14 protein-coding genes and 1 tRNA gene are annotated in these 17316 nt (G+C 67.2%); 10 read left to right on the top strand and 5 right to left on the bottom strand.

What is annotated here, in order from left to right; all coding sequences use genetic code 11:
- Positions 1-23: 23 nt before the first annotated feature.
- The 4 genes from G3545_RS28055 to G3545_RS28040 all read left to right on the top strand — a co-directional run bounded on the left by G3545_RS28055 (position 24) and on the right by G3545_RS28040 (position 7119).
- The gene (locus G3545_RS28055) at positions 24-1034 is read left to right on the top strand and encodes a MoxR family ATPase (protein ID WP_170017574.1); all 1011 of its coding nucleotides are present in this window, start codon (positions 24-26) and stop codon (positions 1032-1034) included.
- 16 nt (positions 1035-1050) lie between these two features.
- Positions 1051-2031: a DUF58 domain-containing protein gene (locus tag G3545_RS28050; RefSeq protein WP_246702599.1), complete on the top strand. Its 981-nt coding sequence runs from the start codon at positions 1051-1053 to the stop codon at positions 2029-2031.
- Positions 2028-4895 (top strand): DUF4159 domain-containing protein, encoded by a 2868-nt coding sequence (locus G3545_RS28045; RefSeq protein ID WP_170017573.1) that lies wholly within the window; start codon positions 2028-2030, stop codon positions 4893-4895. The genes G3545_RS28050 and G3545_RS28045 overlap by 4 nt, the downstream gene beginning before the upstream one ends.
- 157 nt (positions 4896-5052) lie before the next feature.
- Complete coding sequence (locus tag G3545_RS28040; protein ID WP_170017572.1) at positions 5053-7119, top strand: hypothetical protein; 2067 nt, start codon at positions 5053-5055, stop codon at positions 7117-7119.
- 18 nt (positions 7120-7137) lie between these two features.
- Here G3545_RS28040 and G3545_RS28035 read toward each other — a convergent pair whose 3' ends face one another.
- Complete coding sequence (locus G3545_RS28035) at positions 7138-7662, bottom strand: N-acetyltransferase (protein WP_170017571.1); 525 nt, start codon at positions 7660-7662, stop codon at positions 7138-7140.
- A gap of 430 nt (positions 7663-8092) precedes the next feature.
- Between G3545_RS28035 and G3545_RS28030 the strand changes: the two genes are divergently transcribed.
- Together G3545_RS28030 and G3545_RS28025 are read left to right on the top strand one after the other, a co-directional pair.
- On the top strand, positions 8093-9097 hold the full coding sequence (locus G3545_RS28030) for a glutathione S-transferase family protein (protein WP_170017570.1): 1005 nt from the start codon (positions 8093-8095) through the stop codon (positions 9095-9097).
- Positions 9098-9221: 124 nt separating this feature from the next.
- Entirely contained in the window at positions 9222-9833 is a 612-nt protein-coding gene (locus G3545_RS28025) for a hypothetical protein (protein WP_170017569.1), read from the top strand.
- Here G3545_RS28025 and G3545_RS28020 read toward each other — a convergent pair.
- Positions 9820-10752, bottom strand: coding sequence for a metallophosphoesterase (locus tag G3545_RS28020; protein ID WP_170017568.1), 933 nt, complete (start codon positions 10750-10752; stop codon positions 9820-9822). The genes G3545_RS28025 and G3545_RS28020 overlap by 14 nt on opposite strands.
- On the opposite strand from G3545_RS28020, the gene G3545_RS28015 reads away from it, so the two are divergent.
- The 4 genes from G3545_RS28015 (at position 10735) to G3545_RS28000 (ending at position 13153) form a co-directional block, all read left to right on the top strand.
- On the top strand, positions 10735-11295 hold the full coding sequence (locus tag G3545_RS28015) for an NUDIX domain-containing protein (RefSeq protein WP_281411694.1): 561 nt from the start codon (positions 10735-10737) through the stop codon (positions 11293-11295). The genes G3545_RS28020 and G3545_RS28015 overlap by 18 nt on opposite strands.
- Before the next feature lie 112 nt (positions 11296-11407).
- A tRNA-Met gene (locus tag G3545_RS28010) sits at positions 11408-11484 on the top strand.
- A gap of 478 nt (positions 11485-11962) precedes the next feature.
- The gene (locus G3545_RS28005; RefSeq protein WP_246702598.1) at positions 11963-12736 is read left to right on the top strand and encodes a sulfotransferase family 2 domain-containing protein; all 774 of its coding nucleotides are present in this window, start codon (positions 11963-11965) and stop codon (positions 12734-12736) included.
- A 126-nt stretch (positions 12737-12862) separates the two neighbouring features.
- Entirely contained in the window at positions 12863-13153 is a 291-nt protein-coding gene (locus tag G3545_RS28000; protein ID WP_170017566.1) for a hypothetical protein, read from the top strand.
- A 36-nt stretch (positions 13154-13189) separates the two neighbouring features.
- On the opposite strand, the gene G3545_RS27995 is transcribed toward G3545_RS28000, so the two are convergent.
- The 3 genes from G3545_RS27995 to G3545_RS27985 all read right to left on the bottom strand — a co-directional run bounded on the left by G3545_RS27995 (position 13190) and on the right by G3545_RS27985 (position 16948).
- On the bottom strand, positions 13190-14266 hold the full coding sequence (locus G3545_RS27995) for an ABC transporter ATP-binding protein (protein WP_170017565.1): 1077 nt from the start codon (positions 14264-14266) through the stop codon (positions 13190-13192).
- Positions 14263-15807 (bottom strand): iron ABC transporter permease, encoded by a 1545-nt coding sequence (locus G3545_RS27990; RefSeq protein WP_246702597.1) that lies wholly within the window; start codon positions 15805-15807, stop codon positions 14263-14265. Before G3545_RS27990 ends, G3545_RS27995 begins: the two co-directional genes overlap by 4 nt.
- 133 nt (positions 15808-15940) lie before the next feature.
- Complete coding sequence (locus G3545_RS27985) at positions 15941-16948, bottom strand: iron ABC transporter substrate-binding protein (protein ID WP_170017563.1); 1008 nt, start codon at positions 16946-16948, stop codon at positions 15941-15943.
- Between the last annotated feature and the right edge of the window lie 368 nt (positions 16949-17316).

Raw genomic sequence — 17316 nt, 5'->3', positions numbered from 1 at the left:
CGAATGGTCAGGAGCATGAAATAATGACGTCCGCCACCAGCGAGAATTTCGAATCGCTCGACGCCATGATCATCCGCAATGCCGAGACCACGGCAGCGAATGTACGCGCCGCGCGCACCGGCATCGGCGCGGTGATCTTCGGCCAGGAGGCGGTGGTCGAACATGCGCTCATCACCATCCTCTCCGGCGGCCACGGCCTCCTCGTCGGCGTGCCCGGCCTCGCCAAGACCAAGCTGGTGGAAACGCTCGGCACCGTGCTCGGGCTCGATGCCCGCCGCGTGCAGTTCACCCCGGACCTGATGCCCTCCGACATTCTCGGCGCCGAGGTGCTGGAAGAAAGCGCCGGCGGGCGCCGCTCCTTCCGCTTCATTCCCGGCCCGGTGTTCGCGCAATTGCTGATGGCGGACGAGATCAACCGCGCCAGCCCACGCACCCAGTCGGCCCTGCTGCAATCGATGCAGGAAGGCCACGTCACCGTCGCCGGCGTGCGCCACGATCTGCCCAAGCCGTTCCATGTGCTGGCGACGCAGAACCCGCTGGAGCAGGAAGGCACCTATCCGCTGCCCGAAGCCCAGCTCGACCGCTTTCTGATGCAGATCGACGTCGACTATCCCGACCGCGACGCCGAGCGGAAGATCCTGTTCGACACCACCAGCGCGGAGGAGACCAAGCCGCGCGCGGTGATGACCGCCGAGGATCTTGCCGCCGCCCAGCGCCTTGTGCGCCGCCTTCCCGTCGGTGAATCGGTGGTCGAGGCTATCCTTACCCTCGTGCGCTCCGCCCGCCCGGGCCCGGAAACCGGCGCGATCGGCAAGGCGATCTCGTGGGGGCCCGGTCCCCGCGCCTCGCAATCGCTCATGCTGGCGGTGCGCTCGCGTGCACTGCTGGACGGCCGCTACGCCCCTTCCATCGACGATGTCGCCGCGCTCGCCGAGCCCGTGCTGAAGCACCGCATGGCGCTGACCTTCGCGGCGCGCGCCGATGGCGAGAGCGTGCAGGGCGTGATCCGCAAGCTCGTGGCGAAGATCGGCTGAGGGGGGACTTAAGCGGGTGGAGTTCGACGCCGATACCGCCGTCCATAGCGCGGCGCAGGATGCAGCAGGCCTTGTCGCCGCGATGCCACGCCTCGTGCTCGAGGCCCGCAAGATCGCCGCCAGCGTCTATCACGGCCTGCATGGCCGACGGCGCGCCGGCACCGGCGAGAATTTCTGGCAATACCGCCGCTTCATGGATGGCGAACCGTCGAACCGCGTGGATTGGCGCCGCTCCGCCCGCGACGATCATCTCTATGTCCGCGAGCGCGAATGGGAAGCCGCCCACACCGTGTGGATCTGGCCGGACCTGTCGCCCTCCATGGTGTTCGCTTCGCCTTTGGTCTGGGAGACCAAGCGCGACCGCGCGCTGGTCGTCGCCTTCGCGCTGGCGGAACTGCTGGTGAAGGGTGGCGAGCGCGTCGGCATTCCCGGCATCATGCGCCCGTCGGCAAGCCGCGGCATCGTCGAGAAGATGGCCGAGGCAATCGTCCATGCACCGAGCATGCAGGGCAGCCATATTCCAAGCCTGCCGCCGAAATTCTCGCCCTCCCCGCTCGCCGAGGTGATCGTGCTCGGCGATTTGTGGAGCCCGACTCCCGAAGTGATCGCCAGCATCGCCGGCCTGTCCGCCACCGGCGCGCACGGCCATGTGGTGCAGGTGTGCGATCCGGCGGAAGAAACCTTCCCGTTCTCCGGCCGCGTGGAATTTCGCGAGCCTGAGAGCGGCACCACGCTGACCATTGGCCGCGCCGAGACGGTGCGCGAGGACTATGTCGAGCGCGTCGCCCGCCACCGTGCCGCCATCCGCTACGAGGCCGAGCGGCGCACCTGGACCTTCATTGTCCACCGTACCGACCGCCCGGCGAGCGAACTGCTGCTGGCACTGCATGCCCGTATGAGCGGCGGCGTGCCGCTCGCCGACGCGCAGGCCGCAAGACCGACCAATATGATGGACGACGAGGGGGTGCAGGGCACGGCCACGGAGAGCGCGGCATGATGGGTTTGTTCGGCTCCTTCCCGCTCGCCTTCACCTCGCCGCTGATCCTTGGGGCGCTGGTCGGCCTGCCGCTGCTGTGGTTCCTGCTGCGGCTGGTACCGCCGCGCCCGCGCCGCATCGCCTTCGCGCCGACCCGCCTGCTGCTCGACATCCCGCCTAAGGAAGAGACACCGGCGCGCACCCCGTGGTGGCTCACCGCGCTGCGCCTGCTGATCGCCGCCATCGTCATCTTCGCCGCGGCCGGCCCGATCTGGAATCCGCCGGTCGCCGGTCCCGCGGCGTCCGGCCCGGTGGTGCTGTTGATCGATTCCGGCTGGCCGGCCGCCTCCAGCTGGGAAGCACGGCGCGCCAGCGCCGCGGGCGCGGTCGCCGATGCCGATCTCGGCAATCGCGGCATCATACTGATCCCCACCGGCGAGCCGCCGCTCGACATCCGCGTGCTGCGCCCGAGCGAAGCGCGCGACCGGCTGCGCACGCTGGCGCCGGTGCCGCACCTGCCGGACCGCCACGCCGCGCTGGCGAGCCTAGAGAAGGCGCTGCAGACCGCGCCCGACGCCTCGGTCGTCTATCTCTCCGATGGCATCGAGCTGGCGGATGAGGACGGCTTTCCCGCCGATCTCAAGCGCGCAGTGGGAGACCATCCGCTCACCACGCTCGCCGGCGGCCTGCGCGAGCCGCTGGCGCTCGCTGCCGCCGACAATGGCGTCGAGGCGCTCACCGTGAAGGTGTTGCGTGGCGACCGCGACACCTCCTCGCGTGAAGGCACGGTGCGCGCGCTCGACATGCGCGGCCTGCCGCTCGGCGACGCGCCGTTCACCTTCGAACCGGGCGCCCGCGAGACCGAGGCCCGCTTCGAGACCCCGGTCGAGATCCGCAATGAGGTGGCCCGCCTCGAGGTCGTCGACGAGCATTCGGCCGGCGCCGTGCAACTGCTCGACAAGCGCTGGCGCCGCCGCGCCGTCGGCCTGGTCTCCGGCGCCACCGCCGACCAGCGTCAGCCGCTGCTGGCGCCCTCCTACTACCTCACCCGCGCGCTCGGCCCGTTCGCCGATCTGCGCCCGTCCGAAGGGCGCGGCACCTCGGAAGCCATCGAGCGCTTCATCGACCAGAAGCTGCCGGTCATCGTGCTCTCCGACATCGGGACCATCCCGCCGGAGACCCATGACCGCCTGGCGCGCTGGATCGAGGGCGGCGGCGTGCTGGTCCGCTTCGCCGGCCCGCGCCTCGCCAACGGCTCCGACGATCTGGTGCCAGTGATGCTGCGGCGTGGCGGGCGCGTGCTCGGCGGCTCGCTGTCCTGGGAGCAGCCGCAGAAGCTGGGCTCCTTCTCCGGCGAAGGCCCGTTCCGCGATGTCACCGTGCCGGACGACGTCACGGTGCAGCGCCAGGTGCTCGCCGAGCCCGACGGGCTGCTGCAATCACGCACCTGGGCGACGCTCGCCGACGGCACGCCTCTCGTCACCGGCGAGAAGCGCGGCAACGGCATGCTGGTGCTGTTCCACGTCACCGCCGACACCTCGTGGTCGAACCTGCCGATCTCCGGCGCCTTCGTCGACATGCTGCGCCGCGTGGTGGCGCTCGGCGGCGCCAGTGCAGCCGAGGCGGCGGCGAATGACGGCAGCGCGGCGCCGAGCGGCGAGACCGTGGCGCCGAGCCGCCTGCTCGACGGCTTCGGCGCCTTCCGCCCGGTGACGCCCACCGCCAAGGCGATCTCCACCGGCTTCAATGGCCGCGCCAGCGCCGACCATCCGCCCGGCTTCTACGGCCCGCCGGAAGGCCTTGTCGCGGTGAACACGCTGCTGCCGCGCGATCGGCTGGCCCCGCTCGACCTGTCCTCCCTCGGCCGCATCGAGCCCTATCGCGAGGCCGCACCGCGCGACCTGCGGGCGCCGATGCTGCTCGGGCTGCTCGCACTGCTGCTGATCGATGCCATGATCGTGTTCCTGCTCTCCGGCGGTCTCGCGCGCCTCACCACCCGCCGCGCCGCTACCGCGGCGAGCCTGCTGCTCGCCTGCGCCCTGGCGCTTGGCGGCGTGTCGGATGCCCGCGCGCAAGTGCCGCCGCCGCCCGCCGGCCCACCTGTCGCACGCGCCGCTCCGACCCCCGCGGACGACGATTTCGCGGTGAAGGCGACCAGCGCCACGCGGCTCGCTTATGTCATCACCGGCGATGCCGCGACCGACGAGGTCAGCCGCGCCGGGCTGAAGGGCCTCACCGACTTCCTCGGCCAGCGCACCGCACTTGAGGCCGGCGACCCGATGGGCGTCGACCCCTCGCGCGACGAGCTGTCCTTCTTCCCGCTGCTCTATTGGCCGATCCTGGCCAATGCGCCGAAGCCGACGCCGGCCGCGCTCGCCCGCGTCGACAGCTTCATGAAGCAGGGCGGCACGGTGCTGTTCGATACCCGCGACGCCGAGACGGTGCTGCCCGGCTCGAACGGCTCCGGCACGCCGGAGAACGATGCGCTGCGCGCTATCCTCGACGGTCTCGACATTCCCGAGCTGGAGCCGGTGCCGCGCGACCATGTGCTGACCAAGGCATTCTATCTGCTGCGCGACTTCCCCGGCCGCTTCAACACCGGCACCACCTGGGTGGAGGCGCTGCCGCCGACGGAAGACGGCGAGGAGCGCCCGGCCCGCGCCGGCGACGGCGTCTCGCCGGTCATCATCACCTCCAACGACCTGGCCGGCGCCTGGGCGGTTTCCGACGACGGCCAGCCCTTGCTGCCGATGACCGGCGGCGAACCGCGGCAACGCGAGTTCGCCTACCGCGCCGGCGTGAACCTCGTGATGTACGTGCTGACCGGCAACTACAAGGCCGACCAGGTCCACGTACCCGCGCTGCTCGAAAGACTGGGGCAGTGATGATTTTCTTCTTCCTCTCATTCCCCACGTCGTCATCCCGGCCGCAGGCGCAGCCGGAGAGCCGGGATCGCAAGAAGGTGCCGATCAACACCTTCCTACGATCCCGGATCGGCCTGCGGCCGTCCGGGATGACGGCGGATGAATGTGGACGTCCCGCATGAATCTCGGCCTCTCCTTCGATCCGCTCATCCCCCTGCCCTGGCTCATCGCGGTCGGCGGCGTGGCGCTGCTCGTTGCGGCTCTCGTTCTGGTCGCCCGCGCCCGCGGCGCAGTGTTCCGTGCGCTCGCCATCGCGCTTGCCGTGCTGGCGCTCGCCAACCCGTCGCTGACCAGCGAGGAGCGCGAGCCGCTCTCCACCGTTGTCGCGGTGGTGGTCGACAAGAGCGCCAGCCAGGAATTCGGCGATCGCACCGCCATGACGGAAGCCGCCCGCGCCGAGCTGAAGCAACGGCTCGAGCGCTTCCCCAATGCCGAGGTGCGGTGGGTGGAGGCAGGGTCCGGCTCCGGCGAGGTCGACGGCACCCGCCTGTTCACGGCGCTCTCCGCCGCGCTCGCCGACGTGCCGCCGGAGCGCGTCGCCGGCGCCATCTTCCTGACCGACGGCCGGGTCCACGACATCCCCGCCACCGCCGCCGCGCTCGGCTTCCGGGCGCCGGTGCACGCCATCATCTCCGGCCATCCCGGCGAGCGCGACCGCCGTGTCGCGCTGACCTCGACGCCGCGCTTCGGCATTGTCGGCCAGACCCAGACCGTCGGCTATCGCGTCGAGGACGAGGGCGCGCCCGCCGGCGCCCGCGTCGGCGTCACCGTGCGCCGCGACGGCGAGGTGGTGGCCCGGCCCATCGTCACCGCCGGCCAGCCGGCGGAAGTGAATGTCGAGATCACCCATGCCGGCCCGAACATCGTCGAGATCGAGGCCGCCGGCCTTCAGGGCGAACTGACGCTGGTGAACAACCGCGCCGCGGTCTCCATCGACGGCGTGCGCGACAAGCTGCGCGTGCTGCTCGTCTCCGGCGAGCCCCATGTCGGCGAGCGCACCTGGCGCAACCTCCTGAAGTCGGACGCCAATGTCGATCTCGTCCACTTCACCATTCTCCGCCCGCCGGAGAAGCAGGACGGCACGCCGATCAACGAGCTCTCGCTGATCGCCTTCCCGACTCGCGAGCTGTTCCAGCAGAAGATCAAGGATTTCGACCTGATCATCTTCGACCGCTACGCCCAGCAGGGCGTGCTGCCGATGATCTATTTCGACAACATCGTGCGCTATGTCCGCGAGGGCGGCGCCGTGCTGGTCGCCGCCGGCGCCGACTATGTGTCGGACGGATCGATCTTCCAGACCCCGCTGGAATCCATCCTGCCCGCCGAGCCCACCGGCAAGATGACCGAGCAGCCCTATTACGCGCACATCACCGATGCCGGCCAGCGTCATCCGGTGACCCGCGCGCTGCCGGGCTCGGAGAGCAACCCGCCGCACTGGAGCCGCTTCTTCCGCGTCATCGACACCAATGGCGCCAAGGGCACCAGCGTGCTCGAGGCTCCCGGCAACAAGCCGGTGCTGCTGCTCGACCGGGTCGGCGAGGGCCGCGTCGCGCTGTTGCTGTCCGACCATATCTGGCTGTGGGCGCGCGGCTATGAGGGCGGCGGCCCCTATATCGACCTGCTGCGACGCCTCTCGCACTGGCTGATGAAGGAGCCGGACCTCGAGGAGGAGCGGCTGCGCATGGTGGCGCGCGGCGGCGACATCGTCATCGAGCGTCAGACCATGGGCGATGCGGTGAACCCGGTCACGGTGACCACGCCGACCGGCCAGACCCGCACCATGACGCTCTCCGCCGCCGAACCGGGGCTGTTCCGCGCCACCTTCCCGGCCGACACGCTGGGCCTGTGGCGCGCGACCGACGGCACCTTTACGGCCCTGGTTAATGTCGGCCCGCTGAACCCGAAGGAATTCGCCGAGGTCACCTCGACCACGGAGACGCTGAAACCCATCGTGACGGCGACCAACGGCGGCGTCTGGCGCATGGCCGACCTTGCCGGCGGCGTGCCGCGCGTGGTGGCGGTACGCTCCGGCGAGCGCTATGCCGGCGAGGACTGGATGGGCCTTGCCATGCGCGAGGTCAGCGTGGTGCGCGGCCTCGGCCTGTTCCCGCTGTTCGCCGGCCTGTCGGGGCTGCTGATCCTGATGGCCGGCATCGCCGCGGCCTGGGCAAGGGAAGGCCGGTAGGGTGAAGGCCGGTAGGGGTCAGGCCCCTACTGCCTCCACCCGCACATAGTCCGGCCGCACCGCCCCGGTGACGCCCTCTATGCCGCCGCCATGAAGCGGGCACACCAGCACCCGGTCCGGATCGACCGGACCAGGCAGCGTCACCTGCCCGCGCGGGATGCGCAGGAAGCCCATGCGGCCATAATAGGGCTCGTCGCCGACCAGCAGCACCAGCTTCGCCCCCGCCGCATTCGCCGCCTCCAGCGAGCGTTCCACCAGCCGCCGGCCAATACCGTGCGCGCGGAATGGCGGCTCCACCGTGAGCGGGCCGAGCAGCAGCGCCGGCGCCTCGCCGATCAGCAGCGGGCTGAGCCGCACCGAGCCGACCAGCATGGTGCCGATATAGGCGGTGAAGGAGAGCTCGCGCACATGAGGATTGCCCTCGCGCAGCCGATAGGCGGTGCGTGCAAACCGGCCGGGCCCGAAGGTGCGGGCCACCAGCCGCTCGATGGCGGGTTCGTCGGAAGGCTGCTCGGGCAGCAGCGTGATGGAAAGTTCGGTCATTCTGGCACTCGGGACATCAAGCGAGTCAAAGACCCGCCCCGAGCGTCCGCATCCTCACGGCGCCAAGAGCGGGCAGACGAACAGGCGCGCGCGGGAAGCGCGGGCTCGCTCATCTCGTCGTCGCTGGGCCGGCCGGAATCTCATGACCATCTCCGAGGGTGCGGCCGGATAGCACAAGCGGGAGGGAAGGTGAAGGGGTTGTGCGAGTGGGCATCCTTCGAGGCCGGCCTCCGGCCGGCACCTCAGGATGACGTCGCTTTAGCGAACCACGTCATCCTGAGGTGCGAGCACAGCGAGCCTCGAAGGATGCTCAAGCCATACAAGATTGCACAAACGCATTAGTTCTCGTCATTTCAAGCAATCAATATTGCACACATCCCATCCCCAAACCCGCTAGTCTCTCGGTCGACCCCTTCCCAAGGAGACCGCAATGGGCCTGCTCGTCGACGGCAAATGGTCGGACCAGTGGTACGACACCAAATCCACAGGCGGCCGCTTCCAGCGCACCGTCACCCGCTTCCGCAACTGGATCACCTCGGACGGCAGCGCCGGTCCGACCGGCGAAGGCGGCTTCGAAGCCGAGGCCGGGCGCTATCATCTCTATGTCTCGCTGGCCTGCCCCTGGGCGCACCGCACGCTGATCTTCCGCAAGCTGAAGAAGCTCGAAGACATCATCTCGGTCTCGGTGGTCGACCCGCATATGGGCAGCGAGGGCTGGACGTTCGGCAATGGCGCGGGCGGCATTTCCCCCGGCGCGACGGCCGACACCGTGCTCGGCAAGAGCCGGCTCTATGAGGTCTATCTGCAGGCTGATCCGCATTATTCCGGCCGCGTCACCGTGCCGGTGCTGTGGGACAAGAAGCGCGGCACCATCGTGAACAACGAGTCCGCCGAGATCATCCGCATGTTCAACTCGGCGTTCGGCGCCTTCACCGAGGTGAAGACCGACTATTATCCCGAGAAGCTGCGCGCCGAGATCGATGCCCTGAACGCCGAGATCTACGACCGGGTGAACAACGGCGTCTACAAGGCCGGCTTCGCCACCTCGCAGGATGCCTATGAAGAAGCCGTCACCGCGCTGTTCGAGACGCTCGACAAGCTCGACGACCGCCTCTCCCGCAGCCGCTATCTGCTGGGCGACCGGCTGACCGAGGCCGACTGGCGGCTGTTCACCACGCTGGCGCGGTTCGATCCGGTCTATGTCGGCCACTTCAAATGCAACATCCGCCGCATCGCCGACTACCCGAACCTGTCGGGCTATCTGCGCGAGCTTTACCAGGTGCCCGGCGTGAAGGAGACGGTGAACTTCACCCACATCAAGCGGCACTATTATGAGAGCCACGTTACCATAAACCCGACCGGTATCGTCCCCGTCGGCCCGGTGCTCGATCTCGACGCGCCGCATGGTCGAGACACGCTGGCCAAGGCGGCCTGACACTTACCGCCTTATCCACGCCCGATGCGATGACGGCTCACGTCCACAGCCGTCATCGCTCTGCCATCTGGTGGAACCCTGCCGCAGCGGCTACTCTCAATTCGTCGTGACGAGGGTAGAGTAAATGGACGACATCGGACGTCGCCGCGGCGAGCCGCCGGCGCTTTCGCTCCGCGATGCGATCCGCGCGGCGCGGGTGGATGCGGCGGAACAGGCCGGGGTGGTCGTGGAACTGCGCGATGCCGAGCTCGCCCGCCTCGCCATGCTCAACGAGATGCTGGAGCCGGTGTTCGCCGAAGTGCCGGTCGAGCATGCCGACCTGTTCGACCGCGGCCTGATGCCCGGCGAGACGCCGCGGCTGTTTGTCGACATGGTGGCGCACATCGCCATGGGTCGCGACCGCCGCACCTACCGTTTCCTCCAGGATAGCCGCTCCGGCCGCCGCGTGCTGGCGGAAAGCGCCAATCCGACCGACATCGTCGATGCGGTGACACGCTATGTCGCCCGCCGCCTGATCGCCCGCGAGCAGGTGCTGACCTCCTTCGCCAGCGAGGCGGATGCGCTCGCCCCGCTCCCGATGCCGAAAAAGGCCGGTCGCCGGCCGCTGCCGGTCGTCACGGAAGAGCAACCCGTCGCGCCGGCAAGCCGCGGCGGCACCATACTGGTGTTCCTGGCCGGCCTCGTCGCCGGAATCGTGCTGCTGCTCGGGCTCGGTCTGGTCTTCAGCGGGCGGTAGCGAGCGGCGGCGCCGTCAATATCCGCACCGTGCGAAGAGCCACGCCGGTCTCGCCGCGCGCGAAGCCGTGCGCTTCCATAGTGCAGCGCCAGCTATGCAGCCCCTCGCCGGTCCGCTCGATGCGATAGAGGTGATAGCCGCCGGGCCAGCGCTTATCCTCCGGACCCGCCGCTGCCGAGGGCGCCTCCACCACCGGGATCAGCCCGCGCGGCCCGAAGAGTTGCTCCACCATCGGGTGATGGTCGTGGCCGCACAGCACCAGCTCGGCGCCGTGCCTGGTCAGGCAGGCGCGCACACCGTCGGCATCGATCAGCCGCTTGTGGCCCGGACGCGGCCCACAGGGCGGATGATGGATCAGCACCACGCGGAACAGCCCTTCCCTCCCGAGTTCGTCCAGCACCGTGCCGAGCCGCGCCAGCTGCGCCCGACCGACCCGGCCGGTGGCCATGAAGGGATTGGTGGGGATCGCACTCGACACGCCGATCAGCGCCACGTCGCCGCGCCGCCGCACGAACGGGAACGCCTCTTCCACGGTGACGTCGCCGGCCGCGCCGTCGCCGCGCATATAGTCGCCCCAGTTCAGAAGCGCGTGATGGGCGGTGGAGCGCACATAGGCGTCGTGATTGCCGGGCACGACCGTGACATGCTGGCCGTCACCGAGGCTCGCCAGGAAGGTGAGCGCGGTCTCATACTCCGCCGGCAAGCCGACATTCACCAAGTCGCCGGTAACTGCGATATGATCCGGCGCATTGGCCTTGATGTCGGCGACCAGCGCATCGATGGTGCCTGCGGCGAAGCGCGAGCGCCGGCCGCGCCGCCAGTTCATGACGCCGAGCGCCCGCTTTCCCGCGAGTTCCGCGAGGCGGGCACGCGGTAACGGGCCGAGATGGGGATCGGTGAGATGGCCGAGCACGAACACGACCGCTTCCATACCAGCCGACGCACCGGCAAGGAAGGTGCAGGAGCGTCCGGCGTCGAGACGCCGCTGCCGACCGAACCGGGCCGCGGACCGGCCTGGCGCCCCCTCGCCCATTTGTGGTGGCGGTTCTCGCGCGGCATGACGCTCGGCGTGCGCGGCGTGATACTGAGCCCGCAGCGCCACGTCCTGCTGCTGCGCCACACTTATGTGTCCGGCTGGCAGTTTCCCGGCGGCGGCGTCGAGCCCGGCGAGACGCTGCGCGAGGCTTTGGCGCGCGAGCTCGACGAGGAGGCCGGCATCAAGGTCGAAGGCGAGCCCGCGCTGCACGGCGTGTTCTTCAATTCATTCGCGTCGCGGCGCGATCATGTCGCGGTCTATGTGGTGGAACGCTACCGCACCGGCACGCTGCTCACTCTGCCGAACCGCGAGATCGAGGCGGTGGAGTTCTTCGCCCTCGACCGCCTGCCCCGCGACACCACCCCCGGCACCCGCCGCCGCCTGCACGAGATCGAAGGCCGCCTGCCACCCGCACCGCGCTGGTGACCGCGCCACGGTGGTAAGCATGCGGCCGGGCAGCGTCTGCGCTTGACACGTCTCCGGCCGGTTCCTTATATCCCGCACCTCGCGGCACGGCGTTACACGCACCTGCCCCGGCGGCGGAGTAGCTCAGCTGGTTAGAGCACGGGAATCATAATCCTGGGGTCGGGGGTTCGAGTCCCTCCTCCGCTACCAATCGGACCTAAGACATTTCAATCACTTGCGAGATAGCGCCCTTGTCGACAGGCTGGGGATAATCGCGGCTTGTCGCCACCTAGTCGCCACGGCGGTGAAAATTGGCGGGATAAGGCGGGATTTTCCGGGATATGGCGGGACGACCGCCTAGCCGTCCAAGGTGACATTCCCGACTCATCGTAGAAATTTGTTGATGGCCGAGCGCCGAGGTTACCTTGATGGCATCGCCAGCGCTAACAATGGCCGGGAGCCGGAACGTGACGTGATGGTCACGCCTTGACGGCAAGAAGCGATCCATGCCGAGATCAGACAAGCTTATTTTGGCGATTTCGTCTGTCGGCCTCGATGGCTAGGCTGATCGATTGAGGCGCCGACCTGATGCTGTGTCTTTTGTGACCCTGGGTGTTGGCCAGAATATTTGCGTTCGAGGAATCCAAAGATCAGCGAAGCGCTGAGACGTTATTATGCTTGTCGACAGGTGGGGGCCGTATTGATTATTTCTTATCGTCGCAAGTTCACATTCCTTCATTGCCCCAAGACTGCGGGCAGCTCAATTAACCTCGCTCTCGCGCCTCACCTCGGCCCCCTAGACATTATCTTGGGCGCTCAGCGTGAAAGATTGCAAATGGGAATGAGACCAAACCTGCGCGCCCGCCTGGATACGTTTCAGACTCGGCGCTTTTCCGCTGCTTTAACCGCTATGGGAATGCGCTCCCAGCAGACGAGACGCATCCTGAGCCTGCAGGACAAGAAATATCATCGGCACTTCGGGCCGTTGGTCGACCATCCAACGGCCACACAGGTCCGGCGCTTCGATGAGAGGGCGTGGCGGCGACACTTCAAGTTTACCTTCGTCCGCAACCCCTACGCGCGAATGGCGTCGCTATATTTTTATCTAACGCGAAAGTCTGACCCGCCCCGCATGGAATTTCAGGAATTTTTGTGCAGACTAAAAGATGGGGACGACCTATTCAAGAAATGGAGCCATCTTGTCAGCACATGGTCCATCTACACGATCGACGATCAGATCGCCGTGGATTTCGTCGGTCGCTACGAAAACCTTGATGCCGACTTTGCCTCACTTTGCGAACATTTGAATATCCCTGGCCAGAGCTTGAAGCAGACGAAAGTGGGCCCCCGTTATAATTACTGCGAGCTGTATGATGAAAATACCCGCTTGTTGGTCGGGCAGCTCTGCGGATCCGAGATCGAACATTTCGGGTACAGATTTGACGGGCCTTTAAGTGACTGAGGCAGACCGGCAGTCAAGAAGGCCGTCGATTTACCCGGACCGGCCGGTTCAGTATCTCTACGGCCGGTAGCACGCTATTACGCGGGCATGCCGTCAGCCGCATGGCGGTCTCGCACTAACGCCCCCTTGGAGATCACCGTGTGCGACTGCTTTGACGATGATGACGACGACGTCACAGACAAAGTGCTGATGACGCCCGAAATGATCAAGCGGATGCGCTCGATCGAACATTCGTTGCCCGGCCAGCCGGTCCCCTCCGAGACATGGGCGATCTTTCTCGGCGAGGCGAGCGGCAGTCTGCCCTGGGGTTATCTGGAGCGGCTGATGCGGTGCCGGCAGATAGCCGGCGACTGGTCGCGACACATGCGTATCTTCCGCCCGCACCAGCGGGCACGCACAAGCCTCAGCTGTCTATAGCCGCAGCGAGCATTGCCGACGCCGCCCGGTGGTCCCTTAATTCGGGAAAAAATGCGCGCTGCCGATGAGCCGCACGCGAACCCGATCCCCGGCGACAGGCGGATCGGCGGCGGCCAGGCGCAGCATGATGGCGGCACTGTCGTCCGCCGCAACCGACCCGCCGCCCGATACGCTCAGCGCATACGATGAATGGCCGCCGGCATAGCTGGCGCTCATGACGACCCCGCGCACGCCGTCGTCCCTATTGTCGATCTCTGCATCTGACACCCGCGCGAGGGAAACCTGCGCGGGTCGCAGCATGAGGGTTGCGGACCCGGCAAACACCATGTCCGCGACTTGGATGCGCCCAAGCGCGCATAGGGCCGATCCGGCGGCGATTGTCGCGGGAAGAAAAATGGCATCACCCAGGAAGCTCGCGACAGCGGGAGTTGCCGGCCGCGCATAGATCTCCCGCGGCGGTCCGACCTGCAGGAAGCGACCCTTGTCCATCACCGCCACCTGGTCCGCGAAGGAAAGCGCCTCCTCCTGGTCGTGGGTGACGAGGATGGTGGTGATGCCGGCGTCGCCCAGCAGTGCCGCCACCGCCTCGCGGGTGCTGGCACGCAGGCCGGTGTCGAGCGCGGAGAACGGCTCGTCGAGCAGCATCAGCCGCGGCTCCAGAGCCAAGGCGCGGGCCAGTGCCACCCGCTGCTGCTGGCCGCCCGACAGTTCATCCGGCCGCCGCGCCAGCATCGAACTGCTGAGCCCCACGAGGTCGGCAAGCCGCGCGATCCGCGCATCCCGGTCGCGATCCGCCCGCGGCAATCCGAAGCCGATATTCTCACCAACGGTCAGATGCGGGAACAGCGCGCCATCCTGCGCCACGATGCCGATCTTGCGCCTATAGGCCGGGACGATGCCGGCATGGTCCGCCAGCGTCTCGCCATCGAGCATGACCTTGCCCGCATCAGGCGCCTCGAAGCCGGCGATGATCCGCATCATCGTCGTCTTGCCGCATCCCGACGGTCCGACGATCGCGGTCCGGCTGCCCTTGGCGACGCTGAGCTCGATGCCATCGAGCGCAGTGACCTTGCCGTATGCTTTCGTCACGGCCCTCAGTTCAAGCATGGTCATCGGCCGGCAATCCGCTTCGATTCGGCATACAGCACCCATGTCAGCGGCACCGACAGCACCACCATCATCAGCGCATAGGGTGCCGCGCCGGCATAGTCGATCTCCCCGCTCAGCGACCAGAACGCCATCGCCAGCGTGCGCACCCCATTCGGGGCCAGCATCTGGGTGGCGGTGAGCTCATTGGTGATGCCAAGCCCCACGAGCGCCATCCCCGACGCGACGCCGGGCGCGGCAAGCCGCAAGGTGATGCTCGACATCACCCGCGCCGGCGAGCGCCCGAGGCTGGCGGCGGCCTGCTCGAGCCCGATCGGGATCTGCGCGATGCTCGCCCGCAGGCTGATGAGGGCTCGCGGCAGGAACATCAGCGCGTAGGCGAAGATCAGGGTCACGGAGGTCTGGTACAGCGGCAGCACGACGCGCACCGTAATGGTGACCAGCGCCAGCGCCACCACGACGCCGGGTAGCGCACCGATGATGTAGTTGCTGCCTTCCAGCAGCCGGGAAAGCGGCCCGGGCGAGCGAACGGAAAGCCACGCCATCGGCAGCGCCGCGAGCGTCGCGACCACGCCGCCGGCAATGGCAAGGCCCAATGTCTGCATCAGCGCCGGCACCATGGCGTCGGCCTGCCACACCGCACTGCCGCCGGCGGCCAGCCACTGGGCGATCGTGAGTAGCGGCACGCCGATGGAGAGCAACGTAACGCCAGCCGGCAGCAGCACGCAGATGATCCTGCGTCGTCCAAGCCGTGTCCGCGGCGCCGGCCGCGATGCCCCCGAGCCGACGCGGGCATATTTCCGCTCGCCGCGCAGCACCACCTCGAGCGCCAGCAGCCCGAGACAGCACAGCACGAGCACCCCGGCGAGCATGTTCGCCGCTGGTCCGTTGAAGGTGGACTGGAACTGCTCGACGATCGCGGTGGTGAAGGTATCGAACCGGATGAACACGTAGAGTCCGTATTCGGCCAGCAAATGCAGGCCGATCAGCAGCGATCCGCCGCAAAGCGCCAGCCTCAATTGCGGGACCACGACGCGGAAGAACACCCGCCACGGTGGCTGGCCGAGCGAGGCGGCCGCTTCTTCCAGGCCTGGATCGATCCGGCGCAGCGTCGCCGCAACCGGCAGATAGAGGAACGGGAAATAGGCGAGCGTCGAGATCAGCACCCCGGCGAACAGCCCGTGCAGGCCGGGAAACAGCGTGATCCAGGCATAGCTCTGGACGAAGGCGGGAATAGCCAGCGGTGCGACGGCGAGCCAAGCCCAGATCCGGACGCCGGGAAGGTCGCTGCGTTCCGTCAGCCATGCCAAGGCGGTAGCCAGCACGATGCAGAGCGGCAGCGTACAGACCACGAGCAGGACCGTGCTGGTCAGGAGTTCGCCAACCCTCGGACGGAAGATCAAAGCGGCTGCCGTGCCCCAGCCGGTCGCGATGCCCGCCCACACCACGAAGCCCAGCGGCAGCAGCGTGGCCAGCGATACCACTATGGCGAGGATCGGCATCCAGCGGATGCGGCGTGAAGGCGCGCGGCGGCGCCCGCTACGCATGACATCCAAGCTGACGTGTTCGAGGCCGGCGGCCAATCGCGAGGTGTCCATGCCGATGGCGTATCCGAACAGTGAGGAAGCTCCTGCGAAACCGTGATTCCGCAGGAGCCATGAGCGCGACGTGTCGGTGGTGCTAGAGCAGCCCGGCCGCCGTCATCAGGTCGGTGACCTGCTTGCTCTTCAAATTGGAGGGCTCCACTTTCGGAGCCTGCAGGTCGGACAGCGGGACCAGCTTCGGATTCGATTGCGCGCCGATGCCGACGGCGTATTCGAACGAATTCCCGGTCTTCAGCACGTCCTGGCCGCCCTTGCCGGCGATCCATTTGATGAAGGCCTGGGCTTCCTTGGGATGCTTGCTGGAGGCGAGCACCCCGCCACCGGAAATGCTGACGAACGCACCGGGATCCTGGTTGCGGAAATAGTGCAGCGCCACGTTCTTGCTGTTCTCGGCCGTCTTCGCCTGATCGCCGAACCAGTAATAATGGTAGATGACGGCGCCTTCGGTCTGGCCGGCATTGACCGCCTTCATCGCGGTGCTGTTGCCCTTGTAGGCCGTAAAGTTCTCCTTCATCGCCTTCAGCCACGCGGCGGTCGCCTGCTCGCCCTTGAGTTCGAGCATCGCCGCCACGATGGCCTGGAAATCCGCGCCCGACGGCGACGCCGCCCAACGACCCTTCCAGGAGGGATCGGCGAGATCCATCAGCGACTTCGGCAATTGGTCGGGCTTCAGCTTCCGGCTGTCATAGGCGAAGACCGTGCTCCGCGCGGCGATGCCGGTCCACTTTCCGCTCGCAGGCCGGAAATTGTCGGGCACCAGCGCAAGGGTATCGGCGTCGAGCGGCGCGAATAGGCCGGCATTCTCGACGAGGACCATCGCCGGGGAGTTCTCGGTCAGGAACACGTCGGCCGGCGACGCGGCGCCCTCCTGGATGATCTGGTTGCCGAATTCGGTATCGCCGCCATTGCGCAGCGTGACCTTGATGCCGGTCTCCTTGGTGAAGCCATCGGCCCACGCCTGCGCCAGGCTCTCATGCTGGGCGTTGTAGACCGTGATTCCCGGGGACGAGGCGTCTTGCGCGTTGGCAACGAGAGGAGCAGCGCTCACCAGCGCCAGCGCCACACTAAATATCGAGAGTTTCATGCAAGCCTGGCCCCGAGGACAAGTCGTCGAAAGGTGACGACAGCGGGGGTTTGGTCGTGGCCGGCCAATTCAGTCAAGCCAAGTATTCTGTAATCGTTACAATAACAAGCAGCATCGACTTATAACAATTAAAAACAAAGGACGATGCTCAAGCTGCATCTTCTTCGCACTTTCGGGCAACGAACTGTTCTCACATCAGAAAATGCAAGCCCCGGATTTTGAAGCATTCCGCATCCGAGGCGACCGCCGCCTTCAGCCTGCTCGCGGCGCTCTCATCTATTTGAAGCGATGGTTTACTCTGACGTAACGGCAGTCTTCGCCAGGCCACATCAGTAACGAGCAAGATTTTGGTGCTCGCACCGGTCGGC

The organism is Starkeya sp. ORNL1, from assembly GCF_012971745.1.
Lineage (GTDB): Bacteria > Pseudomonadota > Alphaproteobacteria > Rhizobiales > Xanthobacteraceae > Ancylobacter.
This window is presented reverse-complemented; position numbering and strand designations above follow the sequence as displayed.

Bases quoted from the DNA above. Each gene is read 5' to 3' on its own strand.
- G3545_RS28055 (WP_170017574.1), top strand. From the start codon at position 24: ATGACGTCCGCCACCAGCGAGAATTTCGAATCGCTCGACGCCATGATC.
- G3545_RS28045 (WP_170017573.1), top strand. From the start codon at position 2,028: ATGATGGGTTTGTTCGGCTCCTTCCCGCTCGCCTTCACCTCGCCGCTG.
- G3545_RS27995 (WP_170017565.1), bottom strand. From the start codon at position 14,266: ATGACCATGCTTGAACTGAGGGCCGTGACGAAAGCATACGGCAAGGTC.
- G3545_RS28025 (WP_170017569.1), top strand. From the start codon at position 9,222: ATGGACGACATCGGACGTCGCCGCGGCGAGCCGCCGGCGCTTTCGCTC.
- G3545_RS28030 (WP_170017570.1), top strand. From the start codon at position 8,093: ATGGGCCTGCTCGTCGACGGCAAATGGTCGGACCAGTGGTACGACACC.
- G3545_RS28015 (WP_281411694.1), top strand. From the start codon at position 10,735: ATGGCCGAGCACGAACACGACCGCTTCCATACCAGCCGACGCACCGGC.
- G3545_RS27985 (WP_170017563.1), bottom strand. From the start codon at position 16,948: ATGAAACTCTCGATATTTAGTGTGGCGCTGGCGCTGGTGAGCGCTGCT.
- G3545_RS27990 (WP_246702597.1), bottom strand. From the start codon at position 15,807: ATGCGTAGCGGGCGCCGCCGCGCGCCTTCACGCCGCATCCGCTGGATG.
- G3545_RS28040 (WP_170017572.1), top strand. From the start codon at position 5,053: ATGAATCTCGGCCTCTCCTTCGATCCGCTCATCCCCCTGCCCTGGCTC.
- G3545_RS28035 (WP_170017571.1), bottom strand. From the start codon at position 7,662: ATGACCGAACTTTCCATCACGCTGCTGCCCGAGCAGCCTTCCGACGAA.